This is a genomic window from Gemmatimonadota bacterium (assembly GCA_021295815.1).
Classification (GTDB): domain Bacteria; phylum Gemmatimonadota; class Gemmatimonadetes; order Longimicrobiales; family Gaopeijiaceae; genus JAGWBQ01.
In genome coordinates this window covers 178728-199016 of sequence record JAGWBQ010000002.1, presented here as the reverse complement: position 1 = coordinate 199016, position 20289 = coordinate 178728, and the positions used below count along the sequence as shown (strand labels likewise).

General features: G+C 66.5%; 24 protein-coding genes. 1 reads left to right on the top strand and 23 read right to left on the bottom strand.

The annotated features are described in order from the left end of the window. Window positions 1–11: 11 nt before the first annotated feature. The 18 genes from nuoH to J4G12_01435 form a co-directional block, all read right to left on the bottom strand. A complete protein-coding gene (gene nuoH / locus J4G12_01520; GenBank protein ID MCE2454485.1) occupies window positions 12–1325 on the bottom strand; it encodes an NADH-quinone oxidoreductase subunit NuoH in 1314 nt (437 codons plus the stop codon). Next, the gene (locus J4G12_01515) at window positions 1322–2986 is read right to left on the bottom strand and encodes a (2Fe-2S)-binding protein (GenBank protein ID MCE2454484.1); all 1665 of its coding nucleotides are present in this window, start codon (window positions 2984–2986) and stop codon (window positions 1322–1324) included. The genes nuoH and J4G12_01515 overlap by 4 nt, the downstream gene beginning before the upstream one ends. A 7-nt stretch (window positions 2987–2993) precedes the next feature. Next, window positions 2994–4286: an NADH-quinone oxidoreductase subunit NuoF gene (nuoF, locus tag J4G12_01510; GenBank protein ID MCE2454483.1), complete on the bottom strand. Its 1293-nt coding sequence runs from the start codon at window positions 4284–4286 to the stop codon at window positions 2994–2996. 1 nt (window position 4287) lies between these two features. Further along, entirely contained in the window at window positions 4288–4944 is a 657-nt protein-coding gene (locus J4G12_01505) for an NAD(P)H-dependent oxidoreductase subunit E (protein MCE2454482.1), read from the bottom strand. Further along, entirely contained in the window at window positions 4941–6176 is a 1236-nt protein-coding gene (nuoD, locus tag J4G12_01500) for an NADH dehydrogenase (quinone) subunit D (GenBank protein ID MCE2454481.1), read from the bottom strand. The genes J4G12_01505 and nuoD overlap by 4 nt, the downstream gene beginning before the upstream one ends. A 47-nt stretch (window positions 6177–6223) precedes the next feature. After that, window positions 6224–6898, bottom strand: coding sequence for an NADH-quinone oxidoreductase subunit C (locus J4G12_01495; GenBank protein ID MCE2454480.1), 675 nt, complete (start codon window positions 6896–6898; stop codon window positions 6224–6226). After that, window positions 6895–7620, bottom strand: coding sequence for an NADH-quinone oxidoreductase subunit B (locus tag J4G12_01490; GenBank protein MCE2454479.1), 726 nt, complete (start codon window positions 7618–7620; stop codon window positions 6895–6897). The genes J4G12_01495 and J4G12_01490 overlap by 4 nt, the downstream gene beginning before the upstream one ends. Beyond that, on the bottom strand, window positions 7590–7946 hold the full coding sequence (gene ndhC / locus J4G12_01485; protein ID MCE2454478.1) for an NADH-quinone oxidoreductase subunit A: 357 nt from the start codon (window positions 7944–7946) through the stop codon (window positions 7590–7592). Before ndhC ends, J4G12_01490 begins: the two co-directional genes overlap by 31 nt. An 83-nt stretch (window positions 7947–8029) precedes the next feature. Further along, complete coding sequence (carA, locus tag J4G12_01480) at window positions 8030–9235, bottom strand: glutamine-hydrolyzing carbamoyl-phosphate synthase small subunit (protein ID MCE2454477.1); 1206 nt, start codon at window positions 9233–9235, stop codon at window positions 8030–8032. Continuing rightward, window positions 9225–10169 carry a malate dehydrogenase gene (mdh, locus tag J4G12_01475; GenBank protein ID MCE2454476.1) on the bottom strand — a complete coding sequence of 315 codons (945 nt, stop codon included), beginning with the start codon at window positions 10167–10169 and terminating at the stop codon, window positions 9225–9227. The genes carA and mdh overlap by 11 nt, the downstream gene beginning before the upstream one ends. A 28-nt stretch (window positions 10170–10197) precedes the next feature. Further along, window positions 10198–11178, bottom strand: coding sequence for a GTP 3',8-cyclase MoaA (moaA, locus tag J4G12_01470; GenBank protein ID MCE2454475.1), 981 nt, complete (start codon window positions 11176–11178; stop codon window positions 10198–10200). Then, window positions 11175–11666, bottom strand: coding sequence for a molybdenum cofactor biosynthesis protein MoaE (locus J4G12_01465; GenBank protein MCE2454474.1), 492 nt, complete (start codon window positions 11664–11666; stop codon window positions 11175–11177). Before J4G12_01465 ends, moaA begins: the two co-directional genes overlap by 4 nt. Beyond that, window positions 11663–11914 (bottom strand): MoaD/ThiS family protein, encoded by a 252-nt coding sequence (locus tag J4G12_01460; protein MCE2454473.1) that lies wholly within the window; start codon window positions 11912–11914, stop codon window positions 11663–11665. The genes J4G12_01465 and J4G12_01460 overlap by 4 nt, the downstream gene beginning before the upstream one ends. Before the next feature lie 45 nt (window positions 11915–11959). Beyond that, a complete protein-coding gene (locus J4G12_01455; protein ID MCE2454472.1) occupies window positions 11960–12604 on the bottom strand; it encodes a Spy/CpxP family protein refolding chaperone in 645 nt (214 codons plus the stop codon). Continuing rightward, window positions 12601–13176, bottom strand: coding sequence for a hypothetical protein (locus J4G12_01450; protein ID MCE2454471.1), 576 nt, complete (start codon window positions 13174–13176; stop codon window positions 12601–12603). Before J4G12_01450 ends, J4G12_01455 begins: the two co-directional genes overlap by 4 nt. Window positions 13177–13255: 79 nt before the next feature. Further along, entirely contained in the window at window positions 13256–13819 is a 564-nt protein-coding gene (locus J4G12_01445) for an RNA polymerase sigma factor (protein ID MCE2454470.1), read from the bottom strand. Between the two features lie 66 nt (window positions 13820–13885). After that, window positions 13886–14185 (bottom strand): integration host factor subunit beta, encoded by a 300-nt coding sequence (locus tag J4G12_01440; protein MCE2454469.1) that lies wholly within the window; start codon window positions 14183–14185, stop codon window positions 13886–13888. A 9-nt stretch (window positions 14186–14194) separates the two neighbouring features. After that, window positions 14195–14749: a dCTP deaminase gene (locus J4G12_01435; GenBank protein ID MCE2454468.1), complete on the bottom strand. Its 555-nt coding sequence runs from the start codon at window positions 14747–14749 to the stop codon at window positions 14195–14197. A 279-nt stretch (window positions 14750–15028) separates the two neighbouring features. On the opposite strand from J4G12_01435, the gene J4G12_01430 reads away from it, so the two are divergent. Then, complete coding sequence (locus J4G12_01430) at window positions 15029–15598, top strand: ribonuclease HI (protein MCE2454467.1); 570 nt, start codon at window positions 15029–15031, stop codon at window positions 15596–15598. 50 nt (window positions 15599–15648) lie between these two features. On the opposite strand, the gene lipB is transcribed toward J4G12_01430, so the two are convergent. The 5 genes from lipB to secG all read right to left on the bottom strand — a co-directional run bounded on the left by lipB (window position 15649) and on the right by secG (window position 20236). After that, window positions 15649–16320, bottom strand: a complete 672-nt coding sequence (lipB, locus tag J4G12_01425; GenBank protein MCE2454466.1) for a lipoyl(octanoyl) transferase LipB — start codon at window positions 16318–16320, stop codon at window positions 15649–15651. Window position 16321: 1 nt separating this feature from the next. Continuing rightward, window positions 16322–17677, bottom strand: coding sequence for a 2-oxo acid dehydrogenase subunit E2 (locus J4G12_01420; protein MCE2454465.1), 1356 nt, complete (start codon window positions 17675–17677; stop codon window positions 16322–16324). Window positions 17678–17764: 87 nt separating this feature from the next. Continuing rightward, a complete protein-coding gene (locus J4G12_01415) occupies window positions 17765–18787 on the bottom strand; it encodes an alpha-ketoacid dehydrogenase subunit beta (protein MCE2454464.1) in 1023 nt (340 codons plus the stop codon). Window positions 18788–18789: 2 nt separating this feature from the next. Further along, a complete protein-coding gene (locus J4G12_01410) occupies window positions 18790–19587 on the bottom strand; it encodes a hypothetical protein (GenBank protein ID MCE2454463.1) in 798 nt (265 codons plus the stop codon). A gap of 97 nt (window positions 19588–19684) precedes the next feature. After that, window positions 19685–20236, bottom strand: coding sequence for a preprotein translocase subunit SecG (gene secG, locus J4G12_01405; protein ID MCE2454462.1), 552 nt, complete (start codon window positions 20234–20236; stop codon window positions 19685–19687). Window positions 20237–20289 lie beyond the last annotated feature (53 nt).

Here is a 20289-nt window from a genome sequence, read left to right as displayed (position 1 = left end):
TGGCCATGGCCTTACACTCCTTGGGAATTGGAGGCGGGAACGGGCCGGGTCGGCGAGCCGGCGACGCCTCCCCGTCCCGCGACTCGGGGTCCTCGGGTGGCGGCGGCTCCGGCGATGACGCGGCCGCGGTCGAGGAAGAAGACGCAGGCCAGGAGACAGGCTCCGCTGACCGCGGTCAGCACCGCTCCGTAGCTCAACCCCCAGGCCACGCCCACGGTGTCGAGAGTCAGTATCGTCAGAGCCATGACGACGACATAGGCGAGCGCGGTCGGGAGCATGACCTTCCAGCCGAGAGACATGACCTGATCGTACCGGAACCGGGGAAGCGTCCAGCGGATCCACATGTAGAGGAGCAGGAAGGCCGCCACCTTGGCGCCGAAACCGAGACCGGTGACCAGGCTCTTCCACACTGCGGGTTCGGCGGCGATCGGCGTTCCGTCGGCGGCGTAGCCCGAGATGAGCCGGCCGTCGACCCAGAAGGCGTTGTCCCACGAACCCGGCAGGTCCCAGCCTCCGAAGAAGAGGGTGGCCATGAGCGCGGAGCTCGTGACCATGTGGCCGAATTCGGAAATCGTGAAGGCGCTGAACTTCATCGCCGAGTACTCGGTGTGGTAACCGGTGACCAGCTCGGACTCCGCCTCGGGAAGGTCGAAGGGGAGCCTGTTGGTCTCGGCGATGGCCGAGATCACGAAGAGGATGAAGGCGAGCGAGAGCGGGAACGCGAACCACATGCCCAGCGACTGCTGCTGCCAGACGATTTCGGTGAGCGTGACGTTGCCCGCGAGCATCAGCACCGCAAGAAGCGAGAGGCCGAGGGCGACCTCGTAGCTCACCATCTGCGCCGAGGCGCGCAGCCCTCCGAGGAAGGCGTACTTGTTGTTAGATGCCCAGCCTCCCAGAACCACGCCGTAGACCGCGAGCGAGGAGAACGCGAGCACGTAGAGGATGCCGATGGGCAGGTCGGCGATGACCATGTCGACCACGCCGGCCGAGGTGGGCAGAGGCGCCGCGAACGGGATCACCGCGAAGGTGACCAGCGACGGGAAGATCACCAGTATCGGCGCGAGCACGAAGAAGGTGCGGGAGGCGGTTCCCGGAAGGGTCTCCTCCTTGAGCAGGCTCTTGATCCCGTCGGCGATCGGCTGGAGGATTCCGGAGGGGCCGACCCGGTTCGGGCCCAGGCGATCCTGGATGAAGGCGGCGATGCGGCGTTCGGCGAGCGTGGAGTAGCCGACGACTCCCATCACGATGGAGAAGATCCCCACCACCTTGAGGACCGACGCCCAGGTGGCGGCGCCGCCCGAGATGGGTACGAGCTCGTTCATCGACCTTCTCCGCGGGCGGGCTCCGTCTTCGCCATGGCTCCACCCTCCAGCAGAGCCTCGAAGTCGAGGCCGGCGAAGGCGGGCGAGGAAGCGGAGAGCGCGGCGAAAGCTTCCGCAGTCGAACGGGCCATCTCTCCGCCGTCCATGCTGGCGGCCAGCGCGCCCAGCACGAACCACGGTGGCCGAGCCGATCCCGGCGGAATCAACGCGGGCGAGAAACGCTGCACCCGGCCGTCGAGGTTGGTGAACGAGCCTTCCTGTTCCGCGAAGGTGGTCACGGGCAGGAGGGCGTGAGCCGAACGCGCCGACGGGGGAGCGTGACTCCCGGCGTAGATGAAGGCGGAGGCCGAGGCGGCGAAGTCGTCCATCTGGTCGTGGAGAGCGTCTCCGACGACGATCACGACGCCGTCGTGGCCGGCTACGCGGTCCAGGCCGCCGGCGCCGTCGTCGTCGCCCACCCGCTTGGCTCCCATCAGGCCGAGGCCGGTGGTGTTCGGTGCGAGGTCGCGCCGCCGGGCAAGCTGCGGGAAGCCTTTGAGCACATTTTCGTCCGGCGCGCGTCTGGAACGGTAGACGACGCGGCCGCCGCCGAGCGCGTCGACGAGCCGTACGAGGGCCGCCAGGTCTTCGTTGGAGAGGAAGGGCGAGGCCACGGCCAGCGTCCCGGCGCCACCCCGTGCCGCGATCAGCGCATCGCGAACCCGAGAGAGCGTCGCGCTCCAGCTCGATCGTCCTGCGCCGTTCGGGGAGCTTCCGTTGCCCGAGGAACCGTTTGCCGAGGATCCGTTCCCGGTCGAGGAGGAGCGCACTCGCGCGTAGGGCTCTTGAAGACGCCCTCCCCGATTCATCCACTCGTAGTTGTGACGCCCGTGATCGCACATCCACCAGCCGTTGACGGCCAGGTTTTCCCGGGGCTTTATTCGCTGGACGAGGTTGTCGCGCACGTGCAGCTCGACGTTGCAGCCCTGTGAACAGCTCGTGCAGACCGACGGAGAATGCTCCAGGTCCCAGGCCCGGGCCTTGTGCAGAAAGTCCTTGGAGAGCAATGCGCCGACCGGGCAGATGTCGACGATGTTGCCGTGCCAGTTCGTCCCCTCCAGCCCTTCCTCGAAGAAGGTGTCGATGACCGCCCGGTCGCCCCGCTCCACGACAGTCAGGCGCTCGTCTCCCTCCACTTCGCTCATGAAGCGCACGCAGCGGGTGCACATCACGCAACGGTCTCCGTAGAAGAGCACGTCGCCCCCGAAATCGTCCCTGCCGAACACCCTCTTGGGCTCCTGCGAGCGCCCGCGTTCCCTGCCTCCGTAGTGCACGTAGTCCTGAAGGTCGCACTCGCCGGACATGTCGCAGATCGGGCAGTCGAGCGGGTGGTTGACCAGATAGAACTCCAGCACGCCCTCCCGGTGGCCGACGGCCTCCTCCGAATTCACGCGCACGACCTGACCTTCCTGGACCGTGGTGACGCAGCTCGGCATGGGTTTGGACGCTCCCTCGACCTCCACCAGGCAGAGCCGACACATGGCGGGCGAGGATAGGCCGGGGTGATAGCAGTAGTGCGGAACGTGGGAGCCGACCTGCCTGGCGGCTTCCAGAATGGTCGTGCCCTTCCGGACAGCGACCTTCCGGCCGTCGATCGTCAAGTTGACCAAGGAGGGCGGCATGGCGAGGTCAGGCGGCTCCGACCCGGTGTTCGGGGCGGATGAGGGAGAGGTATTCGTCTCTGAACTTCTCTATGGAGGACTGCACCGGAGCGGCGACCGAATCGGAGAGCACGCAGATCGTGGTGCCCACCATGCCCTGGGTGATCTCCATGAGGGTATCGATGTCCTCCATGGTTCCCCGCCCCGCTTCGATCCGGCGAAGTATGCGCACCGTCCACGCCGCACCCTCCCGACAGGGCGTGCACTGCCCGCAGGACTCGTGGGCGTAGAATTCGGCCATGCGCCGCACCTGCTTGACCACGTCGGCGCTCTCGTCCATGACGATCACCGACGCGCACCCTAGCATCGTGCCCACCTCGAGACAGCCTTCGTAGTCCAAGGCGCAGGCGCGCGTATCGGCGGCGTCAATGAGCGGGACGGAGGAGCCGCCGGGAATGACCGCCTTGAGCGCCTTGCCGCCGGGAATCCCGCCGCAAACGTCGTCTATGAGCTCCTGGAGCGGGAAACCCAGCGGCAGTTCGTAGTTGCCGGGCCTGTTCACGTGTCCGCTGACGCAGAAGAGCTTCGTGCCCGGACTCCTTTCCGTGCCCCACTGCCGGTACCAGTCACCGCCGTTGGAGACTATGTGCGGCACGGCGGCCAGCGTCTCGACGTTGTTGATCGTGCTGGGAGCGCCGAAGGCCCCGACCGCGGCCGGGAAGGGAGGCTTCACCCGGGGCAGTCCACGCTTGCCCTCCAGCGAACTCATGAGTCCGGTCTCCTCGCCGCAGATGTATGCTCCGGCGCCTTGAACCACCGTCACGTCGATGGAACGGCCCGAACCCATGATGTCGTCGCCCGCGAAGCCGCCCGCGTAGGCGTCTTCCAGCGCCCGCGCCAGAATCTGGTTGGCCTCGAAGAACTCGCCCCGGCAGTAGATGTAAACGTGGGAGGAGCGGATGGCGTGGGCGGCGATCAGGCATCCCTCGATGAGCTGGTGCGGATCCCAGCGCATGAGCTCGCGGTCCTTGAAGGTGCCGGGCTCGGATTCGTCGGCGTTGCAGAGCAGATAGTGCTCGCGCCTCGACTCCTTGGGCATGAAGGACCACTTCAAGCCTGTAGGGAATCCGGCGCCTCCCCGTCCCCTGAGTCCGGATCGCTTCACTTCCTCGATCACCTCGCCGGGCGAGAGCCCCAGGGCCTTGCGAAGGGCGCCGTAACCTCCCCGCTGGACGTAGATGTCGAGAACGCGCTGCATCGGGTCGCCGAATCCGCGGGAGATGACCCGGGTCTCGCGCTCCGAGACGTAGGGATACGCCACTCTACTCCCCTCCGCCCGATCTCAGATGCGCGACGATGTCAGGGATGTCCTCGGCCGAGACGTTTTCGTAGTAGCGGGAGTTGATCTGCACGCAGGTGGCGAAGCCGCATGCGGCCAGACACTCGGCCTCGACGACGGTGAATTCGCCGTCGTCGCTCGTCTCTCCCGGCTGCACCCCGATGTGGTCGAGGAAGCCCCGGAAGACTTCGTCCGCGCCCATCAGACTGCATGAGATGTTCGTGCACACCTGAACCAGGTTCAGCCCGACCGGGCGCTTGTTGTACATGGTGTAGAAGGTCGCCACCCCTCTCACGTGGGCGGTTGGGAGATCGAGCAGTTCGGCCACCTCCCTCATGTCCGCGTGTCCCACGTGGCCCCGTATCTCCTGGACGATCGAGAGCGCGGCGAGAAGGGCGGCCCGCTTGTCGGGGTAGCGGGAGACGACTTTCTCGATTCGTTCCAGGTACTCTCCCCGGAAGATTTCGGAATCGGGTTCGCGGCGGCGGAACATGAAGGGCATCGCGCCCGCGCCCGAGGCGTGTCCGCCGCTCTTGGGGCGTTCCCCGACGAAATCGCTTCCTCTGATCTCGGATTCCGTGAGTTCGAAGTCGCCGGTGTTTCCTGCCCATCCCGGGTTCGCGAACGGGGCTTTAGTCAACGGTCTATCTCCCCCAGCACGATGTCGAGAGAAGCGTTGATCACGATCAGGTCGGAGACGAGGTGTCCCTCGGCGAGCTTCGGTATCACGGAGAGGTTGACGAAGGACGGGGGCCGGACCCGCCAGCGGACCGGCTTCGTTCCACCTTCCTCGGCGACGAGGTACATCCCGAGTTCGCCCTTGGAAGCCTCGATGGGGAAGTAGCAGTCGCCCGCAGGGGCGGGAATGCCCTCGGTGATGAGCTTGAAATGGTGGATCATGCTCTCCATGTCCGACATGGCGTCGGTCTTGGAGGGCAGCACGATGGACGGGTCGTCGATGTCGATTGGGCCGCCCGGAAGGCGGTCGAGCGCCTGCCGGAGGATGAGGACGCTCTGGCGCATCTCTTCCAGCCGGCAGAGGTAGCGGTCGTAGCAGTCGCCGTGCTCGCCCACGGGGACCTCGAAGTCGTAGGTCTCGTAGTCGTAGTAGGGCTGGTCCTTGCGGACGTCGTAGTCGACCCCGGTCGCGCGCAGGTTGGGTCCGGTGAAGCCCGCGTCGACGGCCTCCTCGGGGCCGATCGTTCCGATGCCCTGCGTCCTGCCGATGTGGATCTGGTTCGCGGTCAGGAGCCTGTCGACGTCGGCGAGGGTGTCGGGGAAGGTGTCGACGAAGTCGCGCAGCTGATCGGTCCAACCTTCGGGGAGGTCGGCCATCATGCCGCCCACCCGGGTGGCCGAGGTGGTGATGCGGGCACCGGTGTAGGCCTCGTGAAGCTGGTAGATGCGCTCCCGTTCCTTGAAGCAGTAGAGGAACGGGGTGAAAGCCCCCACGTCGATGGCGGTGGTGCCCAACCAGAGCAGGTGCCCGAAGATGCGATCGAGCTCCATCAGCATGACCCGCACCACTTTGCATCGCTCGGTCACCTCGATGCCCATGAGCTTCTCGACCGACATCACGTAGGCGCAGTTGTAGACGAGGGGCGCCAGGTAGTCCATGCGATCGGTGAGGGTCACGATCTGGTTCCACGTCCGGTACTCCCCCAGCTTCTCGAAGGAGGAGTGGAGGTAGCCGATATGCGGCGTCACCCGGACGACGGTCTCGCCGTCGAGTTCGCAGACCAGGCGCAGGACCCCGTGGGTGGCGGGATGCTGGGGACCGATGTTGATGAGCATGCCCTCGGTTCCGGCGTCCGGCTCCGGAATGTCGAAGGGAGCGAGCGGGCTGACGACCGTGCTTCCGCCGGGGCCCATCTCGCGTCCCGGGGCGATGTTGAGCTCGACGGTTCGGGCTCCCGCCATCAGACGCCTCCGCCGGAGTCGGAATCCTCGGAGAGCTGCGGATCGCCGCCGGCTTCGAGATCGGTCGGGATGTAGAAGTTTTCGAGGTCCTGATCTAGGGCCCGCCGGGTCTGCTCGGCGCGGGAGAATCGGCCGCGCAGTGGGAAGTCCTTTCGCAGCGGATGACCTTCGGCGTAGTTGTCCGGCATTAGGATCCGGCGCAGATCGGGGTGGCCTCGGAAGGTGACGCCGAAGAGATCGAAGACCTCGCGTTCGAGCCAGTTGGCTGAGCTCCACAGCCCGGTGGTCGAGTCGATTTCGAGAGCCTCGAGCGGCAGCTCGCAGCGCAGGCGCAGGGCGTGACGGTGCCTGATCGAGTAGAGCTGGTAGACGACGTTCACCGGTTGCCCGCCACCGTAATCCACCGCGGTGACGTCGATCATGGCGTCGAAGAGATGGTCGGGGTCGTCGCGGAGCCAGCCGAGGATCTCAAGGTTGCGGGCGGGATCGATCCAGACTACGCACTGGTCGCCGGCGTGCACGGCGTGCGAACGGATTCCCTCTCCGAACCGGTCGCGCAGGCCGCGGAAGAGGGGATGGTCGGCGACCGTCCCGCCCGTTCGGTCGCTGGCGGGCTCCCGGCCAGCTGCTGCAGGACCGAGATCGACGGCGCCGAAATCGACCGGTGGCGTCACGTCCTCTCACTCCGTCGATACCCGGCGGAGGCGATCGCCTCCGAGGAGTGATCGTCCTGCTGCGAGGAGTTGCCGAAGGGCCCGGTGAGTCCCACGACCTCGTGCGGGTCGGCGTTGGGCCGGGCTACCTCGGAGGGGCTTTCCCGGCGGTGCTCGCGGTGCCTGGTCAGGCTCTCCTGCCTGATCTTCTCCTGGATCATCATGAGGCCGTAGATGAGCCCCTCGGGCCTCGGCGGACAGCCGGGCACGTAGACGTCGACCGGGATGACGGTGTCGATTCCCTGCACCATCGAGTAGACGTCGAAGACTCCGCCCGAGCTTGCGCACGCCCCCATCGAGACGCTCCACTTGGGCTGCGGCATCTGATCCCAGATGCGTCGCAGGACCGGAGCGAGCTTATACGGTACGCGCCCCGCGCAAATGAGCACGTCCGCCTGCCGGGGGGTGAACGACATCCGTTCCATGCCGAAACGCGCGAGATCGTAGTTGGAGGCGGCCGAGGCCATCATCTCGATGGCGCAGCAGGCGGTGCCGAACGGCATGGGCCACAACGAGTTCCGGCGACCCCAGTTGACGATGGCGTCGACCCGCGAGGTGAGAAAGGTCGGCGTCCCGAAACCGAATAGACCGGGCGAGCCCTGCGGTTCTACATCCGCGGATGCCGGTTCGGACGGGCCCCTGGTCGGCAAGTTCACTCCCACTCCAATCCTCCTTTGAGCCATTCATAGGCGAGACCCAGCGCCAACACCGCTGTGAAGACGAGGACCGCGATGAACGGTCCCCAACCCAGGTCCCGCATCTCGACGGCCCACGGCAAGAGAAAGATCGTCTCCAGGTCGAAGACGATGAACGAGATCGCCACCATGTAGAACTTCACCGAGAAGCGTTGCCGCGTGCTGCCGAGAGGGATCATGCCCGACTCGTAGGGCATTTGCTTCTGGGGGGTATGCCTCTTCGGATTCAGGAGGTGACTGACCGCGACCATGCCGATCGCGTTCAGCATCGACACGGCGAAGAGGATCAGAACCGGGAGGTAGTCTCGCGGCATCCGGGCGAGGTTGAAGGAGCGATGAGGCGAAGATGAGTCCGAATCCCTTCAACCCCGTCGGACTCCTTCCGAGCGTCGAAAAACTAGCCGGAAGAGGGGGTATGGGCAAGGGCCGTCGACGGGTCGCTCCCCGCCCGCCGGGGACCGGTTCGCGCCGCCATGAGCCCCACGAAGTCGTCGAAGAGGTAGCTGCTGTCGCGTGGTCCGGGCGCGGCTTCGGGATGGTACTGCACCGAAATCAGCGGCAGCTCCCGGTGCGCCACTCCCTCGAGCGTCCGGTCGTAGAGATTGACGTGCGTGACCCGCAGCTCCGGAGCGCCGGGCACCGATTCGCCTTCGTACGCCACGGCGAAACCGTGGTTCTGGGAGGTGATCTCGACGTGGTCGCGCTCGAGGTTGCGCACTGGATGGTTTCCTCCGTGGTGGCCGAACGGCATCTTGAACGTCGAGGCGCCGAAGGCCGAACAGATCAACTGGTGGCCCAAGCAGATTCCCAGGGTGGGCGTTCCATGCTCGATGAGAGCGCGGATCGTCTCGCCCGCACCCTCCACCGCCGCCGGGTCGCCGGGGCCGTTCGAGCAGAACACGCCGTCGGGTTCCATCTCAAGTATCTCTTCGACGCCGCTCCGGGCCGGCACCACCGACACCGAACAGTCCCGTTCGACGAGGAGCCGTGCCGAGTTGAGCTTCATTCCGTAGTCGAGGGCGACGACCCGATACGAGGCTTCCGCGTCGGGCGCCATGCGGTAAGGCTCTTCGGTGGAGACCCCGCAGGCTAGGTCGAGCCCCTCCATGACCGGCGTGGCGAGAACGTGCGCCATGGCCTCGTGCTCGGGAACCGAAGCCGAAGCGATGGCTCCGCGCATGGCCCCTCGCGAGCGGATGTGGAGGGTGAGCGCGCGGGTGTCGACGTCGGTCAGCCCCGCGACCCCCTCGTCCTTCAGGTACGAGTCGAGAGTCCGCTGGGAGCGCCAGTTCGAGGCGAGGCGGGAGCTCTCTCGAACGATGAGACCGGAGACTGCGGCGCGACTCGACTCCGCGTCATCGCCGTTCACGCCGTAGTTGCCGATCAGCGGGTAGGTCATGACCACGAGCTGGCCGGTGTAGGAAGGGTCGGTCAGCACCTCCTGGTATCCGGTCATGCAGGTGTTGAAGATGACCTCGCCGGGAGCGATGCGAACCGCCTCCGTCCCGTTTTCCGAGGCTTCCAGCGCCCCGAGGGCTCGTCCGTCGAAGCGACGCCCGTCCTCCAGCAGGAGGTAGGCGGGCGTAGACACTTTACTCGGCATCCTCGGTGCGGCGCAGGGCCGCCACCGTCGCCCTGACGTGCTCCGCGCTCTCGGCGAGAGCCGCGCGCTCCTCCGCAGTCAGCTCCGCTTCGACGACCCGCCGGAGCCCGCCCTCCCCCAGAATGCAGGGCACGCCGAGGTAGAGACCTTCCATGCCGTATTCGCCCTCGAGCCAGGCGGCGCACGGCAGCAGCCGCTTCTTGTCGCGCACGACGGCTTCCACCATCTGCACGGCCGCGGCCGCGGGCGCGTAGTAGGCGCTCCCGGTCTTGAGGTGGGCTACAATCTCGCCGCCTCCCTTGCGCGTGCGTTCGACCAGCCTGGCGATGGTGTCGGCGTCCATCAGTTGGGCAAGGGGAACGCCGCCGACCGAGACCGAGCTGGCCAGCGGCACCATCGTGTCGCCGTGCCCTCCCAGCACCAGCGCCTGGATGTCTTCGACCGAGACGTCGAGTTCGAGAGCTATGAAGGAGCGGAACCGCGCCGTGTCCAGCACGCCGGCCATTCCGATCACCCGCTCGCGGGGGAAGCCGCTGGTTTCCAGCGCGACCTGCGCCATGACGTCGAGCGGATTCGTGACCATCACGATGACGGACTCGGGCGCGACGCGGCGGATTTCCGAGGTGACCGAGCGGATAACGCCCGCATTGGTCCTGAGGAGGTCGTCCCGGCTCATGCCCGGCTTGCGGGCGATGCCGGCGGTGACCACGAAGACCTCGGAATCGGCGGCGAGCGAGTAGTCGTTGGCACCCGTCACTCGGGTGTCGAAGCCTTCGACGGGAGCGCTCTCCCACTGATCCAGCCCCTTGCCCTGCGGGATGCCGTCGGCGATGTCGATGAGGATCACCTCGCGGGCCAGCTCCTTGAGAGCGATGAGCTGGGAGCAAGTGGCGCCGACGTGGCCGGCGCCGACTACGGAAATCTTGCTTGCCATTTGGCGGGTTCGGATGGGTTGGAGTGGATTATCCGCCGGTCTGCGAGAGAGCCACCAGCCCTCCCGAACCGACCGCGCTGCCCTGCATCAGGTAGTGGCGCTCGGGCTTGATGCGCAGGGTGTCCTCGATCAGGGGTCGAATGTCCTCCCCCGCCCGGAGCGGATCGCGCAGATTGGTCTCGATCTCTCCGAAGAGGCAGGGGCGGAGCTGACCCGCTGCGGTGAGCCTCATGCGGTTGCAGCGGTCGCAGTAGTTGTGGCTCATCGGGGTGATGACCCCGACCGATCCCGGTGCGCGGGGGAAGCGGAAGTAGGTGGCCGGACCGTTACCCTTGGGACCGGGTGAGGGTTCGATCTCGCCCAACGCCCTCACCCGTCGCAGAGCCTCGCGGCAGGAGACGTACGAGTTGGCGCTCAGATCGAGGTTGGCGCCAGTGGGCATAAGTTCGATGAAGCGGACGTGCCAGGGGCGTTCCCGCGTGATCTCGGCGAAGTCCTCGATTTCGTCGTCGTTCCGACCTTTGATGAGCACGACGTTGATCTTGATCGGGCTGAAGCCGACCTCCTCCGCCGCCCTCAGCCCGTTCATGATCTTCCGCCAGGAGCCGGTCCGTCGCGATATCGCGTCCACGCGTTCGGGACGAAGCGAGTCGAGAGAAATGTTGACTCGCTGGACGCCGGAGCTCCGCAGCTCGTCGGCGACGTCCGCGAGCAACACCGCGTTCGTGGAGAGCGAGATGTCGTCGATCTCCGGAATTCGGCGGAGTGCGGCGACGAGGCGAGGCAGGTCGCGGCGCACCAGAGGTTCTCCGCCGGTGATCCGCAGACGGCGAAGCCCCATGCCGGCCATGACGCGGGCGATCTCGAAGATCTCCTCGTAGCTGAGTATCTCGTCGCGCTTGAGCCAGGGCAGGCCCTCTTCGGGCATACAGTAGACGCAGCGCAGGTTGCACTTGTCGGTGACCGATATCCTGAGATATTCGACGCGACGTCCGAAACGATCCTTCACGGGCCGACCTCGTCTGCGGAGGACGGAGCTTCGGGCCGCTCGCCCCTCACCCACTCCCGGGAGCCGTCCACGTAGCTCTCGTGCTTCCACATCGGCAGACGGATCTTGATCTCTTCGATCACTCGACGGGAGGCACGGTAGGCCTCGGCCCGATGCGGAGACGAGACCGCGATGGCGACGCTGGCCTCGCCTACGCGAAGCGATCCGGTCCTGTGCTGCGCGGCGACGCAACCGCGACCGAGCTCACGAGCGGTTTCGGAGACGATCTCGTGTAGCACGCGCTCCGCCATGTCGCGGTAGGCCTCGTAGGTCACGCCGTCGACGGACCGTCCGTCCGCGTGGTTTCGGACCACACCCACAAAAAGGATCCGGGCGCCGTCGGTGTCCGATCCGACCTGGGAGAGGAGCGCTGAGGGATCCAGGGGAAGGTCGGTGACCTCGGCGAAGGAGGACGCCTCTGAGGCGGTCCGGCCGGCGGCGAGCGTCATCCTCCGGCAACTGGAGGAATGAATGCGACCTCGTCGCCGTCCGCGAGCGCTTGACCCGGAGCGGCGTAAGCGAGGTTCACGGCGACGGCGGGACGAGAGGGGAGGGCGCTGTAGGGCTTTCCCCTACCCCGCAGCGACGCGACCAGATCGGCGACGGTCGCGCCTTCCTCCAATCCTACTTCCAGCCTTTCGGTACCGAGGAGGTCCCGGTAGGCGGCGAAGAAGAGGGTGTTGACGTGAAGCTTCATGGTGGCCGGACGCCGAGGGGATCGCGATGAAGGAGAGGTCGCGCCCTAAACCTGTCCTAAGCGGCCAGTTTCGTCAATCGGAAGGTCGGTACGAGCGCCGCTCCGGTCGGACTGCGTCGGTCGATGCGCGGGGCGCCGACCGATTCCCGCAGGCAGCTCGTGCGACTCTCCGGTCCGAGGCGATTCTCCGGGTTCTCGCCTTCCGAGTCTGCGAATCCTGGCGCCGAGCTCTTCTCTGAGGACCATCAGGCGCAGCACCTGCACCGGTGTCAGAAATTCGAGGAGCCTTTCCTGTTCGGCCCTCATCAGCTCGATCTCCTCCATGCGCAGGCGGATTAGCTCTCCAAGAAGGGTCAGCGCCTCGTCCGCCTCGAGATCGGCGGCCTGCTCTTCCGTCCGTGCGCGACTCTCCCGGATATGCTCCGCCAGCTCGGCGCGCGCCGACCAGTACTCGCGAGCCACTTCCTCCAGCTCTTCGTGTTGGGCGTCCGAGAGACCGAGCTCCCGCCTGACCCGCTCCGCGAACCGGGCTCGGAGCGCCTTCTCCATGCGCGACATCTCGGTCGGCGGACCGCCTCGCGTCGGCCGGCGTTGCGCCTCGACCTCGGCCGGCAGACCGAGAGCCGGGAGGAGCAGTAGAAGAGCCAGCCTGGCGGCGACCGGGACCGGAACCAGCCTCGCCCTGGTCACTCACCCTCCCCGTCAAGCAGGATGTCGAGCTCTTCGATGATCACTTCGATATCCTCCTCGGAGAGGGAAACGAACGCGGGTTCGCCCGCTATCATCCCGTCCGCCGCCATCCAGATGGAGAGCTCGTCGGGAAGCTCGAAGGCGTAGGACGGCAGCTCTCCGGCGTCGAGAACGTTGCCGAGGTAGCCGATGCCGAGCGCGAGCGCGGCGATCGCTGCGGCCGCTTTCCACGACGTCGCGGACAACCTGCGGCCTGGACGACCGCTCGATCGCCCGCTGCGGCACAGGCGGGTGGCGACCGGCCGACGGATGACGCGGGAGTCGGCCTCGCTTCCGGCTTCCCCCGTCGACATCAGGTCGGCGAGCACGGCTCTCGTGGAGTCGGCGAGTTCCTTGGGGGCCGGCGGGCGGCTTCGCCAGAGGTGTTCCACGAGCTCCATCTCGGCACGGCAGTCCGCGCATCCCCCGACGTGGGCGACCACGAGATCGTCGCTTCCGCGTCCCGCCACCGCGTCGGGGATCAGAAGGCGAACGCTCTCGCATGACGCACGGGTTTCGAGGCTCGTATTCATGGATTTCCCTCCTTTCCGACGAGCTTTCCTATGTTCACTTGGCATCCTGAGGCGAATGGGAGGCTTTGTCCACGGGCCGCTAACTCTCCGCCATGGCTTCACGAAGCTTGCGAATGCCGTAGAAGTAGTTCACGCGGGCCGACCCCTCGCTCGAGCCCGCGATCTTTCCGATCTCACGGAAGCTAAGTCCGGTCTCGACGCGAAGAGTCACCGCGATTCTTTGTTTTTCGGGAAGGGCGGCGAGGAAGGTCCTGGCCTTCGCCGCTTCGCTACTCACCACGGCCTGCCGTTCCGGGTCGGGTTCGGAGCTCGGCGTCGATTCGATGACGTCCATCGCGATCTCCCGTTTCGCTTTGACCTTGCCCAGTTCCGCCCGGGCGGTGTTGGCCACGATGACGAGGAGCCAGGTGCGAAAGGTAGAGCTGCCTCGAAATCTGGAAATCGCTCTCCAGGCCCTGACGAAGGCGTCCTGGACGGCGTCCTCGGCCCGGTGATGGTCGCGAAGGATGGATACGGCGAGCGAGAAGGCGGCGCCATGGTGTCTCTCCACCAGCAGTCCGAACGCCGATCCGTTTCCTGCGCGGCTCTCTCGGACGAGATCGTCGTCGGTCGGATCGACTCCCGGCCTTGGAAGGTCTTTCACTGATATCCAGACCGCCGAGGCCCGCTTTTCGTTAGGCCGATCCGGACCGGTCTGTCCGAGTCGCCGTCACTGTTCCTCGGACGCGAGCTCCTTGACGAGGGCGCGCATGTCCTTCGAAGGCCTGAACCGGACGACCTTCGTGGCGGGCACCGGCACCTTCTCTCCGGTATTCGGGTTGCGCCCCGTTCGCGGCTGTCGATCCACCACCTCGAACACGCCGAACCCCCTGAGCTCGACCCGTTCTCCGGAGGCGAGCGCCCGCTTGATCGAAAAGAGACAGGCCTGGACGATCTCGGAGCTCTCCCTGCGGGAAAGCACCGGTCCCATCAGGCGCTTGACCTCGTCGACGATATCCGCTCTGATCAGATTTTCCTCCTACATCCTGGGCAGGGTCACGCCGCGCTGTTTCTGATACTTGCCTTGTCGGTCGGAATAGGCGACCTCCGGTTCTTCATCGCCTGCGAAGAATACTAGCTGCGCGATCCCTTCGCCACCGTAAATCTTCGCGGGCAGGGGCGTGGTGTTGGAGATCTCCAGCGTGAGGTGCCCTTCCCACGTGGGTTCCAGCGGCGTCACGTTCACTATCAGACCGCAGCGGGCGTAGGTGGACTTTCCCACGCAGATCACGAGAACGTCGCGCGGGATGCGGAAGTACTCCTCTGTTCGGGCCAGCGCGAAGGAGTTGGGGGGGATGGTGCAATGGTCTCCTTCCAGGTCCACGAACGATCCCTGATTGAAGTCCTTCGGATCGACCACGTGGCTGTGCACGTTGGTGAAGACCTTGTACTCGCAGGCCACGCGAACGTCGTATCCGAAGGAGGACAGGCCGTACGAGATCTGACCTTCGCGCACCTGATGGGGAACGAAGGGCTCGATCATCCTCGTCTCTTCGCACATCCGGCGAATCCAGCGGTCGCTCCTGACGGGCATCGGGTGGCGTGGGTTGGGAGTGGGAGAGAGGGCGGAACGGCGCCACCTGGCTTCGGGAGCGGGGTTAGGCAATCTAGCGCCGCGCGGAGCCGGCCGCCATATGGCCGGAATTCGGTGGGCATCGCGCGCTAACTTCGAGCGCGGACTCCGGAACCTCGCGTTCCGGTGCGCCCTCGCTTGCCCGTTCGGCGGAAGTCGGTCTAACTTCCACCCCGTTGCGACTTCGACAAAGCCCATGAGTGACTTCGACAAAGGAGGCGACATTTGGCGGGATCGCCCGTGTACATCCACGTCGACGAATCCTGCCTGGGGAACCAGTTCAGGGACCGAGCGCGTCCGGGCGGCGCGGGTGGACTCGTCGAGGCGTGGCACGACGGTGAGTGGAAGCGACGGGATCTCTGGATTTCGGAACCCGATACCACCAACAACCGCATGGCGCTCCGGTCGGCTATCGAGACTCTGGGTCCGCTGCGTGGGTCGCGTCCCGCCCTCCTGATCACCGACAGCGTCTATCTGGCCAAGGGAGTGAAGGATTGGTTGCCCGGCTGGAAAAGGCGGGGCTGGAGGCGCAAGAAAGGGCCTATCGAAAACCTGGATCTCTGGCGCGAGCTCGACAGTATCCTGACGCTGCGCCGCGTCGGCGTACAGTGGGTACGCGGTCACGACGGGCATCCGGAGAACACCTACGCCGACCTGATCGCGACCCGCGCCGCAGCCGAGCAGAGCTCTTCCGGAGGCCTGTGCGAGTCCGGCTTTCCCGAGTGGCTCGATGGAGAGCGGGAGAAAGGTAATTTCCTGGACTACCGAGAGTTCCTCCCTCCCGAAAGACGTTTCTCCTATGACCGATAGTCGACAAATCTTCCGGCCACGCGCAACAGACTGCGCGACCCGTACCGGGATTACGTCCACCGAAGTCGGCGACCGAAGACCGCCGCGAATTCCTCGGCGAACGCGATCTGGACGCTCTCCATGGTGACCTCGCGACCTAGCTCCGTCTCGAGCGAAACCGCTACGGCGTCGGGGATCCCGCAAGGGATGATGGCGCCGAAGTAGGAGGCGTCGGTCGACACGTTGAGGGCGACGCCGTGCGAGGTGATCCATCCCGAGGAAACCCGCACCCCGATGGCCGCGAGCTTCCCTCGCCCGGTCCAGACCCCCGTCAGCCCGGGACGGACGTGGGCGTTCACGCCGAACGCGGCCGCCGTGCGCACCAGCGCCTCCTCCAGGTCCCTGAGGTAGCGGTGCAGGTCCTTGCGGTCGGGCTTGAGGTCGAGAATGGGGTAGGCGACGAGCTGCCCCGGTCCGTGGTAAGTCACGTCTCCCCCGCGGGATGCTCGGTAGAGATCGATGCGACGCCGCTTTCGCTCGCCTTCGTCCAGGAGGACATGCGCGGGATTCCCGCCCGAACCGAGTGTGATTACGTGCGGGTGCTCGAGAAGCAGGAGGGTGTCGGCGATCTCGCCTGCCCGCCTCCGGGCCACCAGCTCCTCCTGGAGAACGACGGCTTCGGGATAGGGTACCGCCCCCAAACGCCGGGTGCGGAGGGGCGGACGCGGAGGCCGTTCCGTCAGCTCAGACGTCTTCCGGGAAGGACTCGAGCATGGCCTTGAGGGCCGAGAGGAAACGGGCCGAATCGGCTCCGTCCACTATGCGGTGGTCATAGCCCAAGGTGAAGATCGAGCGCTTGCGGACGACGATCGAGTCGGTTCCGCTCACCGGGTCCTCGACCGCCACGACCCGCTTCTCGATGGCCCCGGTGCCCAGAATCGCCGAGGTGCCCTTCGGTATCACGGGGAGCCCCGCCAGCGTGCCCAGGACTCCGGGGTTGGTGATGGTGAAGGTGGCTCCCTGAATCTCCGAAGGTAGGAGAGTCCTCCCGCGCGCGCGCTCGGCGAGATCGACCATCCTGCGCCCGATGCCGGCGAGGCTGAGGTCGTCGGCGTCGTGGACGACGGGGACGATCAATCCGGGGTTGAGGTCCACGGCCATGCCGAGGTTGACGTTGCCGCGGAAGATGACTTCGTTGCCTGAAACGGCCGAATTCACCGTGGGGAAGTCGCGAAGAAGCCGGGCGACCGCCCACGCGACGAAGGCCGTGTAGCTGACCTTGGCTCCGCGCTCGGCCCATGCGGCTTTGCGCGCCTTGCGCACCCGGTCGATGGCGCTGAAGTCGATCTCTATGAACGAGTGCACGTGCGGCGCGACGCGTTTGGCGACCACCATGTGTTCGGCCGTGAGACGTCGAATCTTGTCCATCGCCTCCACGCGGTCGCTCGAACGGACCGGGTAGCGCGGGTGCTCGACCTCGCGGTGGAAGCGCTCCCAGAGATCGGAGGGCGCCGCGTCGGTCGGTGCGGATCGGGTCCGACGTGGGGTCGCCGGGGGCGAGGGCGCCGATGCCGCAGTCTCGATGTGGGCCAGGATATCCTTCTTAGTGACCCGGCCCATGTGCCCGGTGCCCTCCACGTCCGCGACGTTCACGTCGTGCTCGGCCGCGATCTTGCGGACGACCGGTGTCGAACGGGTCCGCAAGCGCTCGTCGAGAGAGCTGGCGCCGTCTCCGCTCTCCCGGTCCGGTGCTGCGGTGTCGGGTCGGGCGGCGGCTCCCGCCTGGGGCGCGCCGTTGTCCTCTGCTGCGGAGAGGGTGGGCGATGCGGCGGTCTCGTCGCCGGACCCCGCAGACGGAGCCTCGGTGTCGATGATCGCCACGGTGGTGCCCACCTCGACCGTTTCGCTCTCGCTCACCACGACTTCGATGAGCCAGCCTCCTGAAGGAGCCGGGATCTCGGCGTCCACCTTGTCGGTGGAGATCTCGAGGATCGGTTCGTCCCGCTCGACCCGGTCGCCGACGGCCTTGAGCCACTTGGACACGGTGCCCTCGGCGATGGACTCGCCCATCTGGGGCATGGGTACGTCTATGCGCGCCACTGCTTCTTACTCCTGCTGTTCTGAGGTGGGTCGAGGGGGGCCCGAACCGCTGCGGTGAGCCGGACTACCCCCCGGGGAGGCCTCGGTTCAATACTCCGCAAGATAACGGAGCGCCGTGAGGATATCCGCGCTTCCCGGTAAGAATTCGTCTTCCAGCCTTCCCGCGTAGGGGACCGGTGCGTCGATCGCGGTTACGCGCACGATGGGCGCGTCGAGCCATTCGAAGGCCAGTTCGTTGATGCGCATCGCGATCTCGCCGGCGATCCCGCCCGTCCGGGTGTCTTCGTGCACGACGAGAACGCGTCCGGTGTCCTTCACCGCCTCGGCGATGGCCTCGTCGTCGAGCGGCAGAAGGGTGCGCAGGTCGACGACCCGGGCCTCGGCGCCGTCCTCGGCGAGCAGATTTGCGGCCTTGAGAGATTCGTGCACCATGGCGCCGTACGTGACGACGGCGAGGTCGCTTCCGTGACGGACCGTCGCCGCGCGTCCGATCTCGACCTCGGGCAGAGGGTGCGGGAGAATCGCACGCAAGTCGGGTGCCCGGTAGAGTCCCTTGTGTTCCTCGAAGATCACGGGGGAGTCGTCCCGAATCGAGGCTTTGAGCAGAGCCTTGGCGTCTGCGGTGTTGCTCGGGTAGACGATCTTGAGGCCCGGAGTGTGGAAGAAGGCCATCTCGACGTTCTGCGAGTGGAAGGGCCCTCCCCTTCCCCCCCCTCCCACCGGACCGCGAATCACCATCGGCAGTCGGCCGGCTCCCCGATACGCCGCGGTGGCGACGTAGTTGGTGATAACGTCGTAGGCCGGCGAGACGAAGTCCATGAACTGCATCTCGACCACCGGGCGCAGTCCCGCGTGCGCCGCTCCGGCGGCGGCTCCCGTAAACCCGCCTTCGGCTATGGGAACGTCGACCACGCGATCAGGACCGAAATGGTCGAGGAAGCCGCGAGTCACCTTGAAGGCGCCTCCGTATGCGCCGATGTCTTCGCCCATGAGCAGGACCGAATCGTCCGCTACCATCTCCTCGAAGAGCGCCTCGGAGATCGCTTCCAGCATCGTGACCGGTTCGCCGCGCTCCGAGCGGGTCAGGTGATCGGGCGTCCCTGCGGTCATGCCTAGACCCCGGCCGCTTCGGCGGCGCGTCCGACCACGTCCCGGGCTTCCCCCTCGATGGCGGGCCAGTCCGGTTGCCCCGCCGCCCCGATCCCGACGCCTTCCCAAGCCGTCCTGAGCCGGGCGAGCTCTTCGGCGGGTGCGAGCGGGTCGCGATTCGGAATCAACAGGAGCGGACGGCCTTCCGATCTTACGCGGTGCAGGGCGCGGCGGGTGGCGCCGAAAACCGGGAGCAGTTCGGGATCGGATTCCTCCAGCGAGGTACCGTAGGAGTCGGCGACGGCCTGCCACGCGGGGGGGGCGCGGTCGGGCGTGGCCGATCGGCCCGTGTGAAGCTCGGGTGCGACTATCACCACGAGGGGCGAACCGGTGGCCGCCGCGAAAGACAAACCTTCGTGCCAGGCGCCCGTCGCGGTGACGCTCGAGGGCTGGATGACCGCAGTCACTCCGGGCCGGCCGGTTCGACGGATGGCGAAGGCTATGCCGGCAGCTACCTGAAGAGCGATGCCGGCCGGAACGTCGGGTGAGTGGAGTCCCTGCGGCGTCGGCCCGATCCAGCTTGGGGACCCGCCCGTTCGCCGAAGCAGAGCCGGACTCGTCACCGGACCGGTGTCGGAGGCCTGGCCGAAGACGGACGACAGGCTCTGGCCGTGGAGGTGGAGAACGCCTGCGCTCGGGGAGGTGTGTACCAGGTGGTTGCCTCCGCCCATGAGAGCCGCCGCGACAGCCACATCGAAGTGCGAGCTCCGGATAGGGGCGGAGGGACGGGCCTCGGACCGACCGAGGTCGGCGATCGCCATCGTCGACGACACGTCCGCGCCGATGGAGACGGCCGCACCCAGGCAGATCCGACGGAGTTCGTCGGGGGTGGCGGCCTCAGCCGCTGCCGGAATCGTTCTAGCCGTCGTTTCCGTTCCCGGAGTCGCTCGCGCTCTCGCCTGTTTGGCCGGTCGCGCCCTCGCCCGGTGCGCCCTCGCCGTCATTTCCGACGGCGGAGTCTCCTTCGCCCACGGTGCTCAGGATCGGGACCGGGGCCGCGTTGGGAGTCGGCACCTGGATGACGGAGGTGGGCACGGCGTTCCGCTGCGAGATGATGGAGAGGGCCAGAGCGGAGGCAAGGAAGATCGTGCCGCTGATCCAAGTCGCCCGCGTGAGCAAGCTCGTGGCCTGCCTGCCGGCGAGGATGCCTTCGGTCATGGCAGTGCCGCCGCCACCGCCCACTGCGGCAAGACCACCGCCCTTCCCCGCTTGGAGGAGGACGACGATGGCCATGAAGAGCCCGTCCAGAATAAGGAGAAGATAGAGGAAGGTGGTCATCTGCTTGGAGTCGGATCCATCGGAGTCGAGGTGCGGGTGGCGGCTCACCCGGGCCGAAAGCTCACCCGAGCGGGCCTTCCCGTCAAGGTGGTGGAGCTTGAGGCGATGGAGCTCGGTGGCAACCCGGATCACCGGAGCCCTACCTTTTGTGATCGGATCTGGAGGGGGGCGCGCCTCCGGCTGCG